Here is a 17,774-nt window from a genome sequence, read left to right as displayed (position 1 = left end):
TCCTGCTGGCGGCACGGGCTTTGACCTGCCGGTATGCTCTGGCGGTGAGAAACCCGCCAGCCAGCGCAGCCCGCAGGACCGTGCAGATCGGCCCGACCCCGAACCGGTGGCGATGAGTGTCGATGTACTCGACCATCAACGTCGTGTCGGGTCGAGCCGTGAGGCGAACAAAGCCGACGCGCTCGACAGGATCTCGTTCGCCCGACGCAGCTGCGCATTCTCCCGACGCAGCCGCCTGAGCTCGCCGGACTCCTCGGGACCCGCCGTGCCTGCCGTATCAGCCTTGGCCTGCCAGCGGCGCAATGATTCCGCCGCCACACCCAGATCCTTCGCCACGCCCTGCAACGCCTTCGTCTCCGACGCGTGATTCTCCCGGGACTCGGCCAGCAGCCTGACGGCCCGGTCCCTGAACTCCTTGGCATATCCCGTACTCAACATCCCATCATTCCTTATCTGGGGGAAATCAGGAATAAAACCCAGTCCATATCATTACGTTGATCGGCGCCGTCTTCACACTAACCTACATGCCTGCTGCCAGCATGTATCCACTCATGACCATGAAATACTTTCAGGGAACCGTTAGTCAGGCTGGCTTAATTGAAGCCATTTATTCAACTGGCATGCTAATCGGCGGCACTATCATTGGCCTCTTTGGTAAGTGGCAGGACCGGATGAAGCCCGTAATCATCGCGTTTTTCCTGGTTGGCATTCCAACCGGTATTAGCGGCATTTTGCCAGGTAACCAAACCGGATTTTTATGGTTCGCAGCTTTAAACATCATTGAAGGAATTGCGACCCCATTTTTTACAACGCTTTTAATGGCAATGATTCAACAAAGTTATCCAGCAGAAGAGTTAGGGCGGATTCTAGGCGTTTTGAATTCTTTGTTGAATCTAGCTGGACCAATTGGCTTAATTTTTGCCGGTCCCCTAGCTGATGTGATTGGCATTGAACGCCTATTTGTGATTGCAGGAATCGGTGCTGCCATTTGCGGGGTGGTCGCGGTGTTAATGCCAATTACCAGGCAATATGACATTAGGCTGCATCAAAAATTGGCGAAATTAACTGAGCAACCAGATAAGTAATTAACATGATGATCAAAAAGAGGAGAAAGACCAGACTACCAGCTGATCTTTCTCCTCTTTTTGTCATCACTTAATTACACGTTTTTAATCTTTTCACCGGTCAATCCCATCGCATTAATTGCCACGATAATTGTCGACATCGCCATGACCGCAGCACCAACGGCTGGGTCTAGAATGATTCCAATAAATGACAACACACCGGCAGCGAGTGGAATTGCGAAAATATTGTAGCCTGCTCCCCACCAGAGATTTTGAACCATTTTCCGATTTGTGATTTTAGCCAAATCAAGAAAATGTAAAATATCGCTGGGTTCTGATTTAACCAACACAACATCAGCGGAATCAATGGCAACATCGGTTCCGGCGCCAATTGCAATTCCAATATCGGCCGCGGCAAGACTTGGTGCGTCATTTACGCCGTCACCAACCATGATGACGTGATTGCCCTTTGCTTGATAATCAGCAATAACCTTTTGCTTATCATCTGGTAATAGGCCTGCATGGAATTCAGTCAATCCTAGTAAGTTAGCAACGTGTTCCGCGGCTTTTGGATTATCGCCAGTGAGCATTACGGGGGTAATTCCTCGCCTCTGAAGACCACTAATTAATTCCTTAGCACCCGCTTTGATGGTGTCGCCTTCAGCAACCATTCCTTGGACTTGGGTGCCCTGCAATAAGAAGCTGACGGAATTACCCTTAGCAGCCCATTTATCAGCAGCGGCCTCGTCGAACCTGATCCCTTGCTTCGTTAAATAGTTACCATTAACAATCGTATAGTCAGTGCCATCAACATTACCGGAAATACCAACGCCCGGAATATTTTGAGACTTTTCAGCCGCAACGACTTCAATGTCCTTCGCTTGGGCTTCAGTAATGATTGCTTGGGCCAGCGGATGAGTCGAATTATTTTCAAGGGCGGCCAGTCGGCTTAATAACGTTGTTTCGTCAATCCCATCATTTGGAATCAATGCATTCACCGTAAATTTACCTTCTGTTAACGTGCCAGTTTTATCCAAGAGAACGTGGCTAACATGTTGACTTGCTTCAATGGCTTGGCGATTTCGAACTAATAGCCCATTTTGAGCGCCAATCGTAGTAGAACGAGAAACCACTAATGGAATCGCTAATCCTAATGCATGCGGGCAAGCAATCACGAAGACGGTCACCATGATCGTCATTGCAGTCGCCAATCCCTGGGGTAACCAGGCAAAGAAAGCAATAATCCCAACACCAAGTGCCGCGTAAAATAGATACTTGGCAACTAAATCAGCTTTATCTTCTGCTTTAGATTTAGCTTGCTGGGCATTTTGAACCATTTTCATTACTTGAGAAAGATAGCCGGAGTCACCAGTACCACTAATTTTAACCGTTAGCGTCCCGTTATTGTTGGTTGCACCACCAATGACCTTATCGCCAACGTTCTTGGTAACGGCAGCAGATTCACCGGTTACCAGTGCTTCATTCACGGTCGACTCCCCAGCCGTAATAACACCATCGGCTGGAATACTCTCACCTGAACGCACTTGGAAAGCTTGACCAACTTTTAAATCAGATACTGGCACTTCTTTTGTTTCACCATTATCTGTAACTAGATGGGCCGTCTTAGGCAACAGGGCCGCCATCTTTTGTAAGGCATCCCCAGCCCCCATCAATGCATTCATTTCAATCCAGTGTCCTAGAAGCATAATTAAAATCAGGGTTGCAAGTTCGAACGAAAAATTCATTACATGATTTTCCGGGTTCAAGAAGTTGTTGGCAATAAATGCGTACAAACTGTAGAAATACGAGACGGAAATTCCAAGGGTTACTAGCGTCATCATTTCAGGAGATTTATCCTGAATTTCCGCTTTAGCCCCCTTTAAAAATGGCATTCCGCCATAAAAGTAAAGTGCTGTATCAAACAAAACGATGATAATGCCAACAATTAGCGGTGAACTGAAACTAAGGATGGAAACGTTTAAACCCATGATTGGTGCTAACAGTAAAACTGGAATCGCTAAGACAACGGAGACCCAAAATTTAACTTTCAAATTCCCCATATGCATCATTGAGCCACCGTGCATCATCATGTCGGTCCCAGCCATATCCATATCACCGTGATTCATCCCACTCATATTCATAGTTTCGTGATTCATGTTCATTTGGCTGTGATCCATGTTCATTTGATTATGATCCGTTTCGGTCATATCGTGATCCATTTTCATGTCATCATGATCCATATGACTCATATTTGATTCATTATTTTCCATATTCTTAGCACTCATGTTTTTCATGTTCATATGGTCCTCTTTATTTGCCATGATTATCGACCCCCTAAAAATAAGTGTGCGTAGCAAAGCGGTTAGAAGCCGGAATATAAGTTCCTTGTGTGGAAATCCCCGGGCTCGGGATTTTTCCACCAGGTTCTTATATTTAGGCTTCTGCTTTGCGGAGCACCATGCCACTATATGAATGAGAATTACGACAAAAATTCATAAATTTCCGCCATCAGAAATCCCAGATTCTGGATTTTTGTGCAGCAATCCTAAAAGTAGACAGAACACCACAGTCTTAACACGTTTGATCACCTGGCAAGCAGTTACACTGAACTTCCTCGGGCGCTGTTTTGGCCTTTTCAGCTAGAATCGCCTGTAAGTTCGCAATATCCGCCCGTGAGAGTTCCCTTGACTGAATAACGCCGGCAATTGTTGAACCAGCCCGCATCGCACACATATGGTCAAACAAATCATCTGCCGCTGCCGCCATTGATTCCTTCTCGCCAACAACCGGCTTATACGTGAATGGTCGACTGCCGCCATGCTGCGCAACCGCCTGTTTTTGAATCAACCTGTGAAGTAGCGTTTTGGTTGTTGAAGCTGACCAGCCTTCTAATTCGTTCATAGCATCGATTAGTTCACGACTAGTCGCATGTCCCATTGTCCAAATTGCTCTCACAACCATCCATTCAGAATCGGTGATGGTTACATTCTTTGCATCCTTCAATTGGCTTCCTCCATTAATTGAATTCTAAGTTTACGTTTGTAGTCTCCTAACACTTATTAGTTTACAACCGTAGTCACAATAATGCGACCTTTCTGCCAGAAAATAGGCCTTTCGCTGTTTGGTGTGGGTGGGGCTGGTTATATGGTGACGGTGGCTAGGTCGAGCTTGCCGCAGGTCAGGTAGATCATCGTGGAGAAGTAGTCCATGTTGCGCAAGCCGCGGGCTCGGGTTTTGATGTGTTGGATGATGCCGTTCAATCCCTCGAGGATCGCGTTGGTGCACCGGTGGTCGAAATACGTGAGGATGTCCTGCCAGTGACGACGGATCCGGCGGGCGAGGGTTTTCATGGGTTCCAGACGGGAGTGCATCATCCACGAGCACAATGTCTGGAACCCGGCTTCGGCCTGCATCCGGCTCGTGCTGGTGGCGTGGATGTCCTGGAGGGTCTCGCGCATCTGGCAGGCGCGTCCGGTCCTGACCCGTTGTTTCTGCAGGTTATGCCTGGTCTCCAGCTGGAGCCCGGTCAGGCCCTCCTCGTTGCGCAGCCACAGGTATTTCGTGCGCCTGAGCAGGGGGTTGCGCCCGGCCTGCGTCTTGCGGACCTTGTCGACGGCCTCGTTGGCGTGCTTGATCACATGGAACTTGTCGATCACCTTGGCGGCGTTGGGCAGGTGTTCGCGGATGCCCTTGGCGAACCCCGGGCTCATGTCGCAGGTGACCGGTGTCACCCGGTTCGGGTCACCGTTGTGGTCCATGAAATCCAACGCGAACCGTTTGACGGTGTTCGCGTCCTTGCCGGGCACCACGCAGATCACGTTGCGCTCCGCCGGATCGGCGACCACGGTGATGTACCGGTGGCCTTTGCGGCTGGTCTCGTCGATGCCGATCGCCTCCACGCCCGTGTAATCCTCGTACAGGCGGGCCTGGTCCACATAATGTCTGATGAACCGCCACAATCTCGTGTCATGTTCGCCGACCTGCTCGGCTATGTCCGCGACCGGCTGGCTTTTCGCCAGCTCCACGACCATCGCCTCGAACAACAGCGTGAACCCGCTGCCTGGACGGGCCCACGGCACCGGCACCGCACGCACGCCGTGCTCGGGGCATGATACGCGCGGCACGCCCGCGTGGATGAACGCCTTGTACTGGAAGAAGTTCAAGTGCCGCCACACCCGGTTCCTGACATCATGCATCGGGCACGCCTCCCGCCCGCACTCCGCATGCGGGCAAGAAAAACGCGAGCCGGGCTCGAATCCGATCGTGATGTGCAATTCGCGTCTGCCGCCCTCCCCGTCACGCAACTCCACACCCGAAACCCTCCAGGGATCAAGCAACTGCAAGGCGGCGGTGAACAACAACGTGGTATCCATACCCCCAAACTACCCGCCAGCCACCTCCACCCGACCAGCCCACCCACACCAAACAGCGAAAAGCCTGTATTTCAGCCTTTCTTTCGTGGCGCTGTGCCTTATTTTCCTCGCCATCCAGATCGTGCGCGCACAGGTGAGCTTTGATCAGAAGGGCTATCTCCTTGGAATCTCACTGATCGCTGCCAGTCTCATCGTGATCTATGGGCTCACACCCCTCGCCACGCACCTGCTTGCGAACGCATTCACCGGAGCAGGCGGGGCATTCCGGGCAGTGGACACTCTCGTTGTCATCGCGGGCCTCGTATGGATTTCTTCCGCAGGCCACGGCGGGGAAAAGATACGTCACCATCAGTAATCCGACGCTCGCCCACAGGCGGTTCCCAAATATTTCTCGGTAATTTTCCGATTCTTGACTGCGGTCAACTTCTCCTGCTCTCTGCCCTCCTAGGTTTAAAGGCAGAACAAAGGAGAAAAGATGTTAACCCTACAGAAGTTTTTCGCAAACAATAAACGCACCATAGTCATCGGCATGACGGTTTTCGTCGCCGCCGCACTCCTGCTTCAATACGCGTTCGGCCTCGGATTCATCTCCAACTGGCTGTATGGAGCGGTTGGCGTGATAGGACTTGTACCGCTGATTATCAAGGCCATCAACTCGTTGAAGTTCAAAGTCGTCTCCATTGAGCTGTTGGTGAGTGTGGCGGTCATCGGCGCACTCATCATCGGCGAGTTCAGCGAGGCGGGAATCGTCACATGGCTCTTCCTGCTGGGTGAAGTCATTGAAGATGCGACTCTCGCCAAGACGCGCTCGGCCATCAAGGAGCTTACGGAACTCGCGCCGCAGACGGCCTGGCGCGTGGAGTCCCCCACCGATCGCAACGCCGAAGAGGTGGATGTGGACGAAATCGACGAGGACGACTACCTCCTGGTGAAAACGGGAAGTCAAGTACCGGTAGATGGCCGCATTGTTTTCGGCGATGGTCATCTTGACGAGGCAAGCGTCACCGGCGAGCCGCTCCCCCGCCATAAAAGCGCGGAGGGTAGCGACGAGGTATTCGCCGGCACCAATCTCACCGACGGAACCATTGTGGTGCAGGCCACCAAGGTGGGCGAGGACACCGTCTTCGGAAAGATTCTCGAACTCGTAGAAGAGGCCGAGGATTCCAAGACCGGCGCCCAGCGTTTTATCGATCGCTTCTCCAAGTACTACACGCCCGTCGTACTGCTCATCGCGCTCATCGTTGGCATCGTCACCCAAGACGTCCGCCTCGCCATTACCATCCTCGTGCTGGGTTGCCCTGGTGCGTTGGTGATCGGAGTTCCGGTTTCCAACGTCGCAGGTATCGGTCTCGGCGCACGGCACGGCGTGCTGGCAAAGGGCGCGCAAATGCTGCAGTCGCTCAGTGAGGTGGATACCGTCGTCTTCGATAAGACCGGCACCCTCACCACCGGTCACCCCGCGGTGGTGCACGCACAGACGCTTTCGGAGGACGTCCTCGCCTGGCATCTCGCCGCCAGCGCCGAACGCGAATCCTCTCACCCATTGGCCGCCGCCATCGTCGAATATGCACGCACCACACACTCCATCGACATCGCGAACCTCCCGGCAGTCTCGGAAACCCATGTCATCGCCGGCAAGGGAATCGTCGCAAGCGTCGAAGGGCACCACGTCGCCATCGGAAACGAAGCGCTACTGGCCGCCGAGAACATCGCCCTCACCACCGGCGACAACGACACTAACGAGTGGAAGCACCAAGGGCTTTCGCTGGTGTACGTGGCAGTGGATGGCCAACTGCGCATCATCGCAGGAATCGGTGACGCACTGCACCCAACTACCATTACCGCACTCTCCCAACTGAGAGAACGTGGCATCAAGCATCTCGTCATGCTTTCGGGAGATGGACAAGCAACCGTCGACGCCATCGCCGGAGAGCTTGGCTTGGACGAAGCGCACGGAGGCCTCCTCCCACAAGACAAGGCGGACTTCATCAAGCAACTGCAAACCCAAGGACGTAAGGTGGCCTTCGTCGGTGACGGAATCAACGACAGCCCGGCTCTGGTGGCCGCGGATCTCGGCATCGCCATGGGCAACGGCACCGCGACGGCCGTCGAAATCTCGGATGTGGTGCTTCTCAACTCCGACATCTCCAAGCTGCCCACCGCCTACTCCATCGCACGCTCGACGGTTGCGAACACACGCGAGAACATCGGCATCGCCCTGGCGACCGTGCTCTTCCTCTTCATCGGTCTCTTCGCCGGATTCATCTATATGGCATCGGGCATGTTGGTCCACGAGGCGAGCATTCTCATCGTGGTTGTCAACGCGCTTCGTCTGCTTCGCAAAAAACTTGACGGAGGTCAAGTGCGAAAGAACTAGCCGCACTTAAAGTAAAAATCACAAGGAAACAAGTACGGAAACGTACGGAAACGAGGACATCATGCATAAAGCAATTCTGAAGGTCAACGGGATGACATGCCCGTCCTGCCTCACCACCATCCAAACGGCATTAACAAAGCAAAACGGCGTCGGAGAGGTCAACGTGCTCTTCAACGCAGGTAAGGTCAAGGCAGCCTTCGACGAGAACGCGACCGACGCACAGACTCTCGCCAACGTCGTCAGCGAGCTGGGTTATTCAGTAGAAAAAGTAACAGTAAAGGAGCAGAAATAATGACAAACACCACGAGCGCACAGCCCCTCACCCCACAGGAACGCTACGAGCAGGAAGCCGCGCAATCCGACAAGGACCACCACACCCCCACCGCTGGCGCGATGACCGGCCACATCATCTCGAATCTCTTCCTCGACATCCTCAAGATTCGTCAAGCGAAGTTGTTCGCGAAGGGCACCACACGCCTCTTCCTCGAGCAGCACGCCGCACAGTGGATCGCCGTTGAGACGGAAACGATTGAACGCCTCGACTCGGTGCTGGTCAGCGACAACGAGATGGTGCCGACCACGACTGAACAGCTCAATGAATACGGCAAGCTCACCGAGGACCCGGTACGCAAATACGCAGCGGGCGAGGATCAGCTGACCGACCTCATTCACGACTTCGACTGGCAGCTCATCTTCGTCGGCAAGGCCATTGCCCTGGCGGATAATGAGGGTAAGACCGCGCTTAGCTCGGTTCTAAGCGACTTCCGCTTCTGGGCCAAGCAGCAGATTCTCGAGGCGCAGCTCTTCCTCGGCAACGATCCGACCGACGGTCTGTATAAGGAAGTCGATGATGATGACGACGACGATGACGACGAGTGAGCCGTCAGCAAACAGGTAAATGAATGAGCCGAGGGTGAACTGGCCGGCGCGGCAGAGTGGTGAAAGGATGGGTATCGTGGAAAACATGGATAAGACGGTTAAAGATCCGAGTCATGCACATCACGTAAGCCCCACACACGACCACCGCTGCGCCGGACTTGTGCCGCTCTTCTCCGAACTGCCGCAAAACGACCAGGACTTCATCGACAGCCAACTGCATCACCGCATCTTCGAAAAGGGCGATCAGGTGTTCATGCCCGGCGACGAGCTGAAGCTTCTCATCGTTGCCAGAGGCTCCATGAAGGTCTACCGCATGAGCCGCAGCGGGCGCGAACAACTGCTCCGCGTGCAGAAGCCCGGCGGGTACGAAGGCGAGGCGTGGCTGCTCGGTCAACCCAACGACTCTCTCTACGGACAGGCCCTTGAAACCACTGAAGTGTGCCTTCTCTCCCACTCCGCCTTCCACAAAGTACTTCTTGAGCAGCCCCTCCTCAGTGTTCGGTTGCTGGAGCTCAACGCCGCGAAGCTCGTCTCGTTGGAGCAGCTCAACGGGTTCCTCGGCATGGACCGTGTGGAGGAGCGTCTGGCCACCTATCTCCTCGATATCGCCAAGGCGTCAGGCTCGTTGCGTTTCAGCCTTCCGATCCGCATGAAAGAGCTGGCGCACCTTCTCGGCACCACACCCGAGACACTGTCGCGCAAGCTGAAGGTGCTGGAGGACGATGGGCTCATTGCACGGCGGCGGCGCGAGATTCAGATTCTCAACCAGGATGAGCTGGAAGATATCTGACGCCCTCTACCTGCACATCTGACGAAAAGTTCAGATGTGCAGGTACACGAAGGAAACGTTTAACCCGTTGTGACACAAGACCTAAGCCGACATTTCTGACTACCTGCACATCTGAAAAAAGTGTCAGATGTGCAGGTAGAGTCTGAGTTCACTCATCCCCGACGAGCCAGGGCGCCGAGATCTGAGTGAAGATTGTGGCGAGAAGCTCATTCATCTTGCGTTCTTTTTTCATATCTTCTGCCTTCACCCCGAACACATACATATTCTGACGAAAAAGAAACCTCACTTTATCGATATCGTGCGTCCACGTCTCATGAAGGCCGTGTTGCCGACCGTGATATTCGAGCGCAAAGCCGTACTGCGGATAGGCGATGTCAAAATAAGAGACCTTGCCACTCACCGGATCACACGTCTTCATATTGACAACCGCACCCGTCAATCCGTGACGTTCCATCAGCAGACGGAGCCTGGTCTCCTGCGAGGAATCCGTTCCGGAACGGGGCATCGACACGGCCTTCATGCGCGCCTTTCGACCGCGAAAATTCAGGTCAGTTTCGAGAATTTCCTCAAATCTCCGCACACCCCCTGGAACGAAACTGCGCTGACGACGCATCAGCGAATCACCGAGCACCACCAGCTCCTCGAGTGATATCCACTCCGCCATCTGCTCCCACGCAACCAGCGGGTGAACGCACATAAACCTTCCATCGACGAGAACCGATCTCAACGGCCGAGACCATACGTGTGCCTGCACATTTTTCGGCCTTTCGCTGTTTGGTGTGGGTGGGGCTGGTTTGCTCTGAGTTCAAGAAGCCCCGTTCGGGTGAGCATGCATATCAGAGTGTGGTTGCATCGAACTCAAGCCTCGATGACCGGCACGAGACCAGGATGGGTGGTGTTTGACTGGGCACAACGGTGTGCGTGTGATGCCATAAATTGGAGCGCCGATGATGACGCACGAGCAGGTATCTGGTTCCGGAATAATAGAATTCTCCACGGCACTGTCCCATATCGTGATTTGAAGCCAACTTAAGATCCTAGTCTGTATTGGATTACCTGATATCGGTCGGAATCTTCAAAGCAGGTAAGCAGAGGGCTAATATTCAATGGGTTTGCGTTATTATGGTCGTTTCAATCGGGTCATTGGTGTCTACTTCCCAGACAATGGTATCTCTTAGTACTGAGGATGGTCCTGAAGGATGTACTGATATGGGACGCGGTATCTGCTCACACGATAAAACAACGGTTTCGCAAGGTAAAACGATGAGTACGCTCTTGTACGATTGTGCAACCGTAACACCATGGCTTGGGCAATCTTCTGTGAAGGTATTAAAGGAAGCGATCTGAGGCACATGCCGTTAGGAGCATAGGGAATTGCAAGTTCCGCCCATGTTATTGGGGGAATGCCCTTCGGATGTCCGGACACAAGCCAGCAGCAGTGGACGGTCGATCAGAATGCCACTCGTGGCACCCCAGCTAAAGCGCCTGGCAACCAGGTAACGCTTTTACCTGTTATGCGGGCGGGCGCAGTGTGGAGTTCATAAGGGATCCCTGGGCTAGCTCGGCAAACCAAAAGCTCGGGTGATTCTGTCGAGCCAAGTGCAATTAATGAGGGGTTCGAAATAGAGGCGATTGAAAGTGGAATAGAGGGAAGCCTGGGTCGTCTGAACACTGGTTGTCGTGATCTGTATATACTGCATCGTTTCGGCTATGGCACCACGATCGAGGAAACCGTGCAGGCTCTCGACGCATTGGTGAAACCGGCAAAGTCCGTGCTCCTGGTGCCAGCGAGATGTATGGATACCAGTATTTACAATCTTCAGGAGAATTTTCGAGGCGACGGGCGGACAGCGCTTTCTGGCTCGCGGCGGCCCTGCAATCTGTTGTGATGCGTGGATGAGTGTGAGCTCATTCCTGTTGCATGTCTGCATCAGGCAGTGTCCGCACCATACAATACAGCCCATTGGCATCAGAGCATTTTCCGCGCAAGATGTGGGAGTCCGATTCTCTGCGTGGCATAACGGGTGCAAGCATGCATGAAAAAACGCTGCTGTTAAGAATTGAGAACAGCTAATCGTCGATCGTGTAGCTGAAATGTCGGGGAAAAGCATGGTGTGGGTATGTCACATATTGCGTTCTCTCGACATTGGCTGCACGGGCCGTCCTCTCCGATAGATGGTGCTCTATTCCTGAGCGTGTTGCATAAGCCGTTGGGGCGAGGCGTGCGTCGGGAACAAGGCGACGTCGAATATCTTGAGGCTCCTCATGTCGCGCGCGAACTCTTCTGGTCGCGGTCCAGGCAGGGAGAAAACAATTGTCGGGGAATGGTGTTGCCTCTGGGAAGAGCATAGGATATCAGGGCGGATACACTCGTGTCTCCAGCACGCATCAGGGCGACGCCGGCGCTTTGTGGCGAGATTCGTGAAATCCATCGTGCGGTAAAGCGGTTACTGCCGATACCGTATCTGGACGCGCTTAATCAGATAGACACCTCTTTATGAGGGGAGGGTGGGGTCTTGTGGACAAGGTGGCGTTCTCCCTGTATATGAAGGACTGAGCACGGGAAAGATCAGCGCCCACACGCGCTTCGCTGTGACATGAACCCATCTTTATACGGCCGTCATTCCTGTCCCTGCCGAGTGTGCGCGTGGCATGATGCTCGAACACTGGGTAAGCAAGCATCCCGTAATCAAAGACTCGGGCGGAACGTGTGTGTTAACGGATCATCCCGTTCTCGACTATGAGGTGGGGATCTACCGGGTCATCTGCCCTACCAGCATGATCGATATCCTTTCCGCCGATTCATACAGGCTCGCGGGCGATTCCTTGGGTGAAAGGCAGCATACCGCTACCCGGAACATGCGGTCGCTAGAATCTACAGGCAAAGTAGGTTGCGATGTGCCGCAAGATGGGAACTTGTATTGAACGAATTCGCGTTTCTGCTTCGCCGACCGCTGGACGGACGGCAAGGAACAGTAATGAGGACCTCCAGATACACTCGCAACGAGAAAGACCCGCATGCGGATAAAGCGCACCTACGCATATCGCGTGTTCCTACAAGAATACTTGGATTGAGGTTTAGGCGCTGGTAGCTGGCGGTTTCGACGATCTCTTTCACATGCCCAATAACCTTTGTGGTTGGTGTTTCTCCTGTTGTGGCACTCCGATCTTCTCGTTAGAGTGGCCAGCCACTCGCAGGGGGTAGCACGAAAGTTAGAGGGAACACGGAGTACGGTGTCAATCACTGCGAATATCACGCTGAGCCAGACCATCGGTGGATGCGGATCAGATGCACGACGGTTGCATTCAAACAGGACGAAGTTCTCTGCGGCAACATCCCCATGAGTGACGTATGGACATGGGGCGGGACGTAGACGCCATCGGCGTGTCCCCACCGCGCGCCCCTCGGCTGTCAGAGGAGTTCCATGGTCTGATCGGCAATCATGCAATCGCCTCGGCGATCGATCATGGTTTAAACAACAAGCAGAATTTGCTGGACCATAGTTGGCTTTGTCTTCCTCTTGTGCTTTCAAGATCTCGCCGCCAGGCTTTGTGCTGGGACGGACCGTGTTCCTAGGCTAGAGGATTTATATAGCCTTTAGCAAGGCCGTCTATCAGAAGACGATCGTAATGATTAGGTTCATTCGGTGATCTCGTCCCAGCTAGCGCTTCCCGGTTTAAGAAAGTCGTTCCCGGATGAAAAGATTCTCTACTGGATGTGGCCATGTGAAAGTAGCGAGGTTATGTGAGGTTCTTCTATGATATCGGCTAACGGAACATCATTGCTTTCTAGATTTGTGCGCAATGATAAGCAGGCTGGGCTTGTCATGGTGGTGTTTGGGTTTCTCGGATTTGGAGCTGTGAATTTTCCAGGCACTTCAGCTGCCTACCTGGCTATCGCAGAATTTCGCATAAGGTTACCCCTTCCCCATCTTGATATGACTGTTTCCGAGTGGAGCCAAGAAGGTTTACTCACCCTATTCTTCTTCATTATTGGCCTTGATCTTCGCCAAGAAATGGCGACAGGATTCTTGAAGAATCCACGTAATGCCGTAGCTCCGATCTTTGGGGCCATAGGTGGAGTGGTGCTTCCTGTAATCATGTTCATGTTAATAAACTTGTCGTCTCCATCCACGATGGGTGGGTGGGCAATTCCCACAGCGACTGACATAGCTTTTCGCTGACCATTCTTTCAATGGTTTCTTCACGGACTCTACCTAGGCTCAAAGCGTTTCTTCTCACCCTCGCCACAGTTGATGACGTCATTGGAATAATTCTCATTGCCTTCGTCTATTCACACCCCTCATCGATTCTTCCGCTGCTGATCCTATGTGCTTGTTTGGGAATTTGGTTTGTTGCTTCCCGCATGCGAGCTAGCAGCTCGATACTCTTGATATTCATAGCATTCGGATCGTGGTACGCTATGCTCAGCGCCGGGATTCATCCCACACTCTCTGGTGTGGCAATCGGATTACTCGTACCAGCCAAACCCCTGCACGAAGAGACCACCGCCAGAGCGGGACGCTACCGAGATTTACTATCACCCTTGTCAGCTCTGATCGCGTTGCCCATTTTTGCGTTCTTCGCCATGGGAATACCTCTAGGTGATGTGGGAGGCAGCACGTTAAAGAGACCGCTGTTCCTTGGCATTGTCGTCGGACTGGTCATTGGCAAACCATTAGGGGTCTTGATCATGACCGGACTCTGCGGACTCGCCGGTTTCAACATAGGCGGGGGAACGCATCTCAGTGACATCGTCGGAGTCGCGCAACTGTGCGGCATCGGCTTCACGGTATCCTTCCTTATATCCAGTCTTGCTTTTTATGACCAGAACAGCATAGATCTGGCTCGGCTTGCCGTGCTCGTAGGTTCATTACTCTCGTGTCTGTTGGGGTCTATAACCATCAAAATCGGAGATTTACGGAATGCCTCCAACTGATATGAATAGCGTCTGCATGTACCGACATCGTTTTGATTCCGTTCTTCCTTTGAGGGAAAATGGGGGGCCGTTATCCACAACAGGTGAAGGATCGGCCAATGAAGATGATGCAAGGTTATTTGGACGAATATGAGTCCGTGCATCTGGCTGCGTTTGGGATCGAGGCGTGGTCGGCAAGTTGCAGGCGTACCAGTGGCTGTGCATCCGCAGACGTCAGAGGAGAAGACCGGTTGCTCAGCTTGAGTTGTAGCGGATCAGAGAAATGGAACATGAGGTTTGCCATCTGGTGGAGGGGAACGAGATTGTGAAGGGGATATCGAGCCTCTTCGAGGGAGGCGAGGACTCGCAACACGCGGTAGTGTGCTCATCGGCCCTATACTTGCTTGAGATTTTGGCGGCCGATCCAGTCTGTCGTGTCCTGTGCGGAACGGTGCACAACGGTTGTCGACCAATCAAGCGTTCAACCGTGGTACCACGTCATCATGCACGCTTAGAAGAGCTCGGGTGGTTGAGGTGATGCGTGTGAGCTGCGCGAGCGTGTCAATGCTCATGGGAGGATGCAACGTTCCCCGAACGTGACGATGCTGTTGGCGGTGCCGAGGCTGATGCGCATGCGAACCATACTGGGATGTCATGTCTCATGCGTTTTGAATGCATGCGCGGCTTGGTGCGTGGACGTGTTATCGTCGCGACAAGAAAGAAGATGCGCTGTCATTGGTTGACGTGCGTCGCCGCGTGTACGCTTGCGAACGCTCCGAACATGGCGTGGGTCACGGATCCGTCATATGCACGTATCCACCCTGCATGACGCAATGTCTCGGTCATGATCGATATGTTCTCTCGGTGGGTCCCTACAACGCAGAGTGCGGTAAAGCCTACGGAAGTAGATGTCGAAAGGATCGATTCACCAATAAGGCAGTCAGCACGCCGACCTCCGACACTGGCAAAAGGTGCGGTCGGCTGGTACTGACGTCATCGGTTAATGCTCTAGGCGCCCATATGGCAGCGTGCTGGTCGAAAGCATCAATGGGAGACGATGGCCTAATGCGGGAGTCAAGACGCCCCTACGACTCGCTCGAATATGTAGCGGAGTCGATCGGCCGGCTGCGTCTGATGTTTTCACTACATTGTCTGGCCATCAGACTGATGGCTCCCTTGAGTGGCTATCACTATCATCATGCTCGTGTCAGACTTCGGATGTCCTGCGTGTGAGCGTGCTGTTCAAGGATGCTTCCTTGCGTTATGGGTGTCGTCGCTATCACCGCGCTTTGGACCTGCGCGTATCAGAGAAGATCGTCACTGCACCACTGGTCTGCATCGGAACGCCCAATTGGCCAATGCCATGCTTGTGCAAGTCATCGCATCTTTGTCCGGCAATAATGGTCGCGGCGTGTACTCGGGTCACGGCTACCCTTACCGGAGGTCCCCGTGGATCAGCCTTGCATCAAGCATGTCATCATCCAGGAGCGAGAAGGGCTGTTCCCCGACAGGGACTCAGCCGCAGAGGGTTCTATGACCGTATGAAGGCTGAAGTTATCTACCCAGAACACTGGGAATAATTGATCTGCGGACAGATCATGAAAACGCCGACGAGTGCTTACACCGGAGCAACCGTCAACGTGCCAAACAATCTCTGAGATGAAATGGTGGCATATGGAGCAGGGGGAAACAAGGGGCGGTGGCCTAGACCATTTTCGAGAAAACGTCCGCAGCCTCCTGCCGTTGGTGGGCTCGCATAATAAAATTTGGTGTCGACACTGGCGGTGCAGAACATGGTGGAGAAACCATCACTTCGCTGGTCCCAACGGAAGGAGGTCGAGGGGTCCACGGATTGCAAGGAATATAATAAACGACGCAAAAAAGACGATGAGCCTCTCCGGTCCGTCACCAGCGGGCAACTGACGAGACGCCTGCCATCACTGATTCATCGTCTAAGATACCATCCAGGAGCCAGACACCCTCTCCACCGTATGATGACAACCAGCGCATCACCAGTCTGTATGATACACGACCGGGAAAGGCTGGCGTAAGTCGGAGTTGGAACCCCGTGGGCCAGCTCCAGACGGCACCCGTCGCCGAATAAGCTGAGCAGTAAAACCACCCGGCTTAAACTGCAGCAAAGAAGTGATGGGGTCGTTTTTGGTGTTTTGTGACGGTGTCGAATCCCTGTGGTGGAATATTGACGTTCATCATGTTGTAGAGGTTGGGCTTTCATAAGCTTCAAGGAAATCATTCTCCGAGGGCGCGGAGAACGGTGCCGTGCACCGAAGAAGGGTCTCCTTTGATAGACAATTTTATCTCCAGCCAGTCAAGTTTCCTCGTCGTGGTTGTTCTGCTGCTGGCATTGGCCTTGGTCGTGTTCAGCGCCGACAAGTTGATCGACGGGGCCGTCATCGTGTCAGCAGAGTTGGGCATTCCAAGAATAGTCGTCGGTGCGACCGTCATATCCTTGGGCACGACTTTGCCCGAACTGGCAACCTCAATCGTGGCTGTCGCTCAGGGATCCTCGGATCTGGCCGTCGGCAACGCCACCGGTTCGGTCATTACGAATACCACCCTCGTTCTAGGCGCAGGTGCTTTGTTCGGTTCGATACCCGTTCTGCGGGAAACCGCATCGAAACTACGGATATTCACCATCGTCATGATTCTGCTGATCGGTCTGTGCCTGCTTGATAACGGTATATCAAGCTTCTCCGTAGGGGGTTTGCTGCCACAGTGGGCCGGAATACTACTGCTGGCGGTTGTGCCTGTATACCTCTTCATGATGTTCAAGGGTTCATCGCGACTCAAGACGTCCCACAGTTCCTCAAGCGAGGATGGAGCGGTTGCCGACGATGGTGGCCGCAGTAAGAGCATACGCTTGATCGCAGTGAACTTATGCGTGATCATCGTTTTCGCGGCCCTGCTGGCGTTTGGTTCCGATGCCGTCGTGTCCAGCGCATCGACCCTTGCCGCAAGGGCTGGGCTCTCCGAAGTGCTCATCGCCTCAACAATCATCGCTTTGGGAACGAGTCTTCCTGAACTCGTGACGACGATCAATGCTGCCAGAAAAGGCCGTGGCGATCTCGCCGTCGGCAACGTTCTGGGAGCGAACATACTGAATATGACCCTGGTCCTTGGATACTCCGCGACTTTCAACCCAGGTGGCGTTGGTATCGCACGTGATATCTTCACTACACACTTTCCCGTCATGGTCGCGATTGTCGCTATCTTCAGTTATTTCGTTTACAACACCAGAAAACACAGCATCTCGCGTATCGAGGGGATGGGGCTGGTCGTCCTGTACGTCGTGTATCTGACTTCACTCATCATCTGAGAGAAGAACGCGGGGCAGCAGCGCCTGTGGCACGTG

The 17,774-nt window shown here is 53.4% G+C and carries 13 protein-coding genes, 1 pseudogene and 1 other annotated feature; of the genes and pseudogenes, 9 read left to right on the top strand and 5 right to left on the bottom strand.

From position 1 onward, the window contains the following. Positions 1-135: 135 nt before the first annotated feature. The gene (locus BPSY_RS12040) at positions 136-438 is read right to left on the bottom strand and encodes a transposase (protein ID WP_033495529.1); all 303 of its coding nucleotides are present in this window, start codon (positions 436-438) and stop codon (positions 136-138) included. Positions 439-494: 56 nt separating this feature from the next. Between BPSY_RS12040 and BPSY_RS01460 the strand changes: the two genes are divergently transcribed. Further along, positions 495-1,085 (top strand): MFS transporter, encoded by a 591-nt coding sequence (locus tag BPSY_RS01460; protein WP_274518453.1) that lies wholly within the window; start codon positions 495-497, stop codon positions 1,083-1,085. 74 nt (positions 1,086-1,159) lie between these two features. Here BPSY_RS01460 and BPSY_RS01455 read toward each other — a convergent pair whose 3' ends face one another. The 3 genes from BPSY_RS01455 to BPSY_RS01445 form a co-directional block, all read right to left on the bottom strand. Continuing rightward, complete coding sequence (locus BPSY_RS01455) at positions 1,160-3,385, bottom strand: heavy metal translocating P-type ATPase (RefSeq protein WP_033495534.1); 2,226 nt, start codon at positions 3,383-3,385, stop codon at positions 1,160-1,162. Positions 3,386-3,635: 250 nt separating this feature from the next. Beyond that, complete coding sequence (locus BPSY_RS01450) at positions 3,636-4,067, bottom strand: CopY/TcrY family copper transport repressor (RefSeq protein ID WP_033495530.1); 432 nt, start codon at positions 4,065-4,067, stop codon at positions 3,636-3,638. Between the two features lie 137 nt (positions 4,068-4,204). Continuing rightward, positions 4,205-5,437 carry an ISL3 family transposase gene (locus tag BPSY_RS01445; RefSeq protein WP_081884069.1) on the bottom strand — a complete coding sequence of 411 codons (1,233 nt, stop codon included), beginning with the start codon at positions 5,435-5,437 and terminating at the stop codon, positions 4,205-4,207. Between BPSY_RS01445 and BPSY_RS01440 the strand changes: the two genes are divergently transcribed. The 5 genes from BPSY_RS01440 (at position 5,415) to BPSY_RS01420 (ending at position 9,483) form a co-directional block, all read left to right on the top strand. Further along, on the top strand, positions 5,415-5,792 hold the full coding sequence (locus BPSY_RS01440) for a hypothetical protein (protein ID WP_152596785.1): 378 nt from the start codon (positions 5,415-5,417) through the stop codon (positions 5,790-5,792). The genes BPSY_RS01445 and BPSY_RS01440 overlap by 23 nt on opposite strands. Positions 5,793-5,912: 120 nt before the next feature. Then, on the top strand, positions 5,913-7,814 hold the full coding sequence (locus tag BPSY_RS01435; protein WP_051921418.1) for a heavy metal translocating P-type ATPase: 1,902 nt from the start codon (positions 5,913-5,915) through the stop codon (positions 7,812-7,814). A gap of 61 nt (positions 7,815-7,875) precedes the next feature. Further along, the gene (locus tag BPSY_RS01430; protein ID WP_033495532.1) at positions 7,876-8,106 is read left to right on the top strand and encodes a heavy-metal-associated domain-containing protein; all 231 of its coding nucleotides are present in this window, start codon (positions 7,876-7,878) and stop codon (positions 8,104-8,106) included. Continuing rightward, a complete protein-coding gene (locus BPSY_RS01425; RefSeq protein WP_022861930.1) occupies positions 8,106-8,693 on the top strand; it encodes a ferritin family protein in 588 nt (195 codons plus the stop codon). Before BPSY_RS01430 ends, BPSY_RS01425 begins: the two co-directional genes overlap by 1 nt. Before the next feature lie 85 nt (positions 8,694-8,778). Continuing rightward, positions 8,779-9,483 (top strand): Crp/Fnr family transcriptional regulator, encoded by a 705-nt coding sequence (locus BPSY_RS01420; protein WP_051917849.1) that lies wholly within the window; start codon positions 8,779-8,781, stop codon positions 9,481-9,483. Between the two features lie 148 nt (positions 9,484-9,631). Here BPSY_RS01420 and BPSY_RS01415 read toward each other — a convergent pair whose 3' ends face one another. Then, positions 9,632-10,180, bottom strand: coding sequence for a hypothetical protein (locus BPSY_RS01415; RefSeq protein WP_034886576.1), 549 nt, complete (start codon positions 10,178-10,180; stop codon positions 9,632-9,634). 850 nt (positions 10,181-11,030) lie between these two features. Here BPSY_RS01415 and BPSY_RS12035 point away from each other — a divergent pair. The 3 genes and pseudogenes from BPSY_RS12035 to BPSY_RS01395 all read left to right on the top strand — a co-directional run bounded on the left by BPSY_RS12035 (position 11,031) and on the right by BPSY_RS01395 (position 17,738). Further along, a complete protein-coding gene (locus tag BPSY_RS12035) occupies positions 11,031-11,372 on the top strand; it encodes an aldo/keto reductase (RefSeq protein WP_152596838.1) in 342 nt (113 codons plus the stop codon). Positions 11,373-13,241: 1,869 nt separating this feature from the next. Continuing rightward, positions 13,242-14,422, top strand: a pseudogene (locus tag BPSY_RS12030) (Na+/H+ antiporter NhaA). A 2,201-nt stretch (positions 14,423-16,623) separates the two neighbouring features. Then, positions 16,624-16,674, top strand: a sequence feature (sodium ion sensor (DUF1646 type); this cis-regulatory element may regulate processes involved in with the transportation of sodium ions). A gap of 29 nt (positions 16,675-16,703) precedes the next feature. Continuing rightward, positions 16,704-17,738: a calcium/sodium antiporter gene (locus BPSY_RS01395; protein WP_033498295.1), complete on the top strand. Its 1,035-nt coding sequence runs from the start codon at positions 16,704-16,706 to the stop codon at positions 17,736-17,738. Positions 17,739-17,774 lie beyond the last annotated feature (36 nt).

It is taken from the genome of Bifidobacterium psychraerophilum, assembly GCF_000741705.1.
In the GTDB taxonomy this organism is placed as follows: domain Bacteria; phylum Actinomycetota; class Actinomycetes; order Actinomycetales; family Bifidobacteriaceae; genus Bombiscardovia; species Bombiscardovia psychraerophila.
The sequence above is the reverse complement of the archived record's forward strand: the minus strand, read 5'-3'. Positions and strand labels throughout refer to the sequence as shown.

Coding starts and splice junctions, on each gene's coding strand:
- BPSY_RS01420 (WP_051917849.1), top strand. CDS start 8,779: ATGGATAAGACGGTTAAAGATCCGAGTCATGCACATCACGTAAGCCCC.
- BPSY_RS01435 (WP_051921418.1), top strand. CDS start 5,913: ATGTTAACCCTACAGAAGTTTTTCGCAAACAATAAACGCACCATAGTC.
- BPSY_RS01445 (WP_081884069.1), bottom strand. CDS start 5,437: ATGGATACCACGTTGTTGTTCACCGCCGCCTTGCAGTTGCTTGATCCC.
- BPSY_RS01430 (WP_033495532.1), top strand. CDS start 7,876: ATGCATAAAGCAATTCTGAAGGTCAACGGGATGACATGCCCGTCCTGC.
- BPSY_RS01455 (WP_033495534.1), bottom strand. CDS start 3,385: ATGGCAAATAAAGAGGACCATATGAACATGAAAAACATGAGTGCTAAG.
- BPSY_RS12040 (WP_033495529.1), bottom strand. CDS start 438: ATGTTGAGTACGGGATATGCCAAGGAGTTCAGGGACCGGGCCGTCAGG.
- BPSY_RS01415 (WP_034886576.1), bottom strand. CDS start 10,180: ATGTGCGTTCACCCGCTGGTTGCGTGGGAGCAGATGGCGGAGTGGATA.
- BPSY_RS01425 (WP_022861930.1), top strand. CDS start 8,106: ATGACAAACACCACGAGCGCACAGCCCCTCACCCCACAGGAACGCTAC.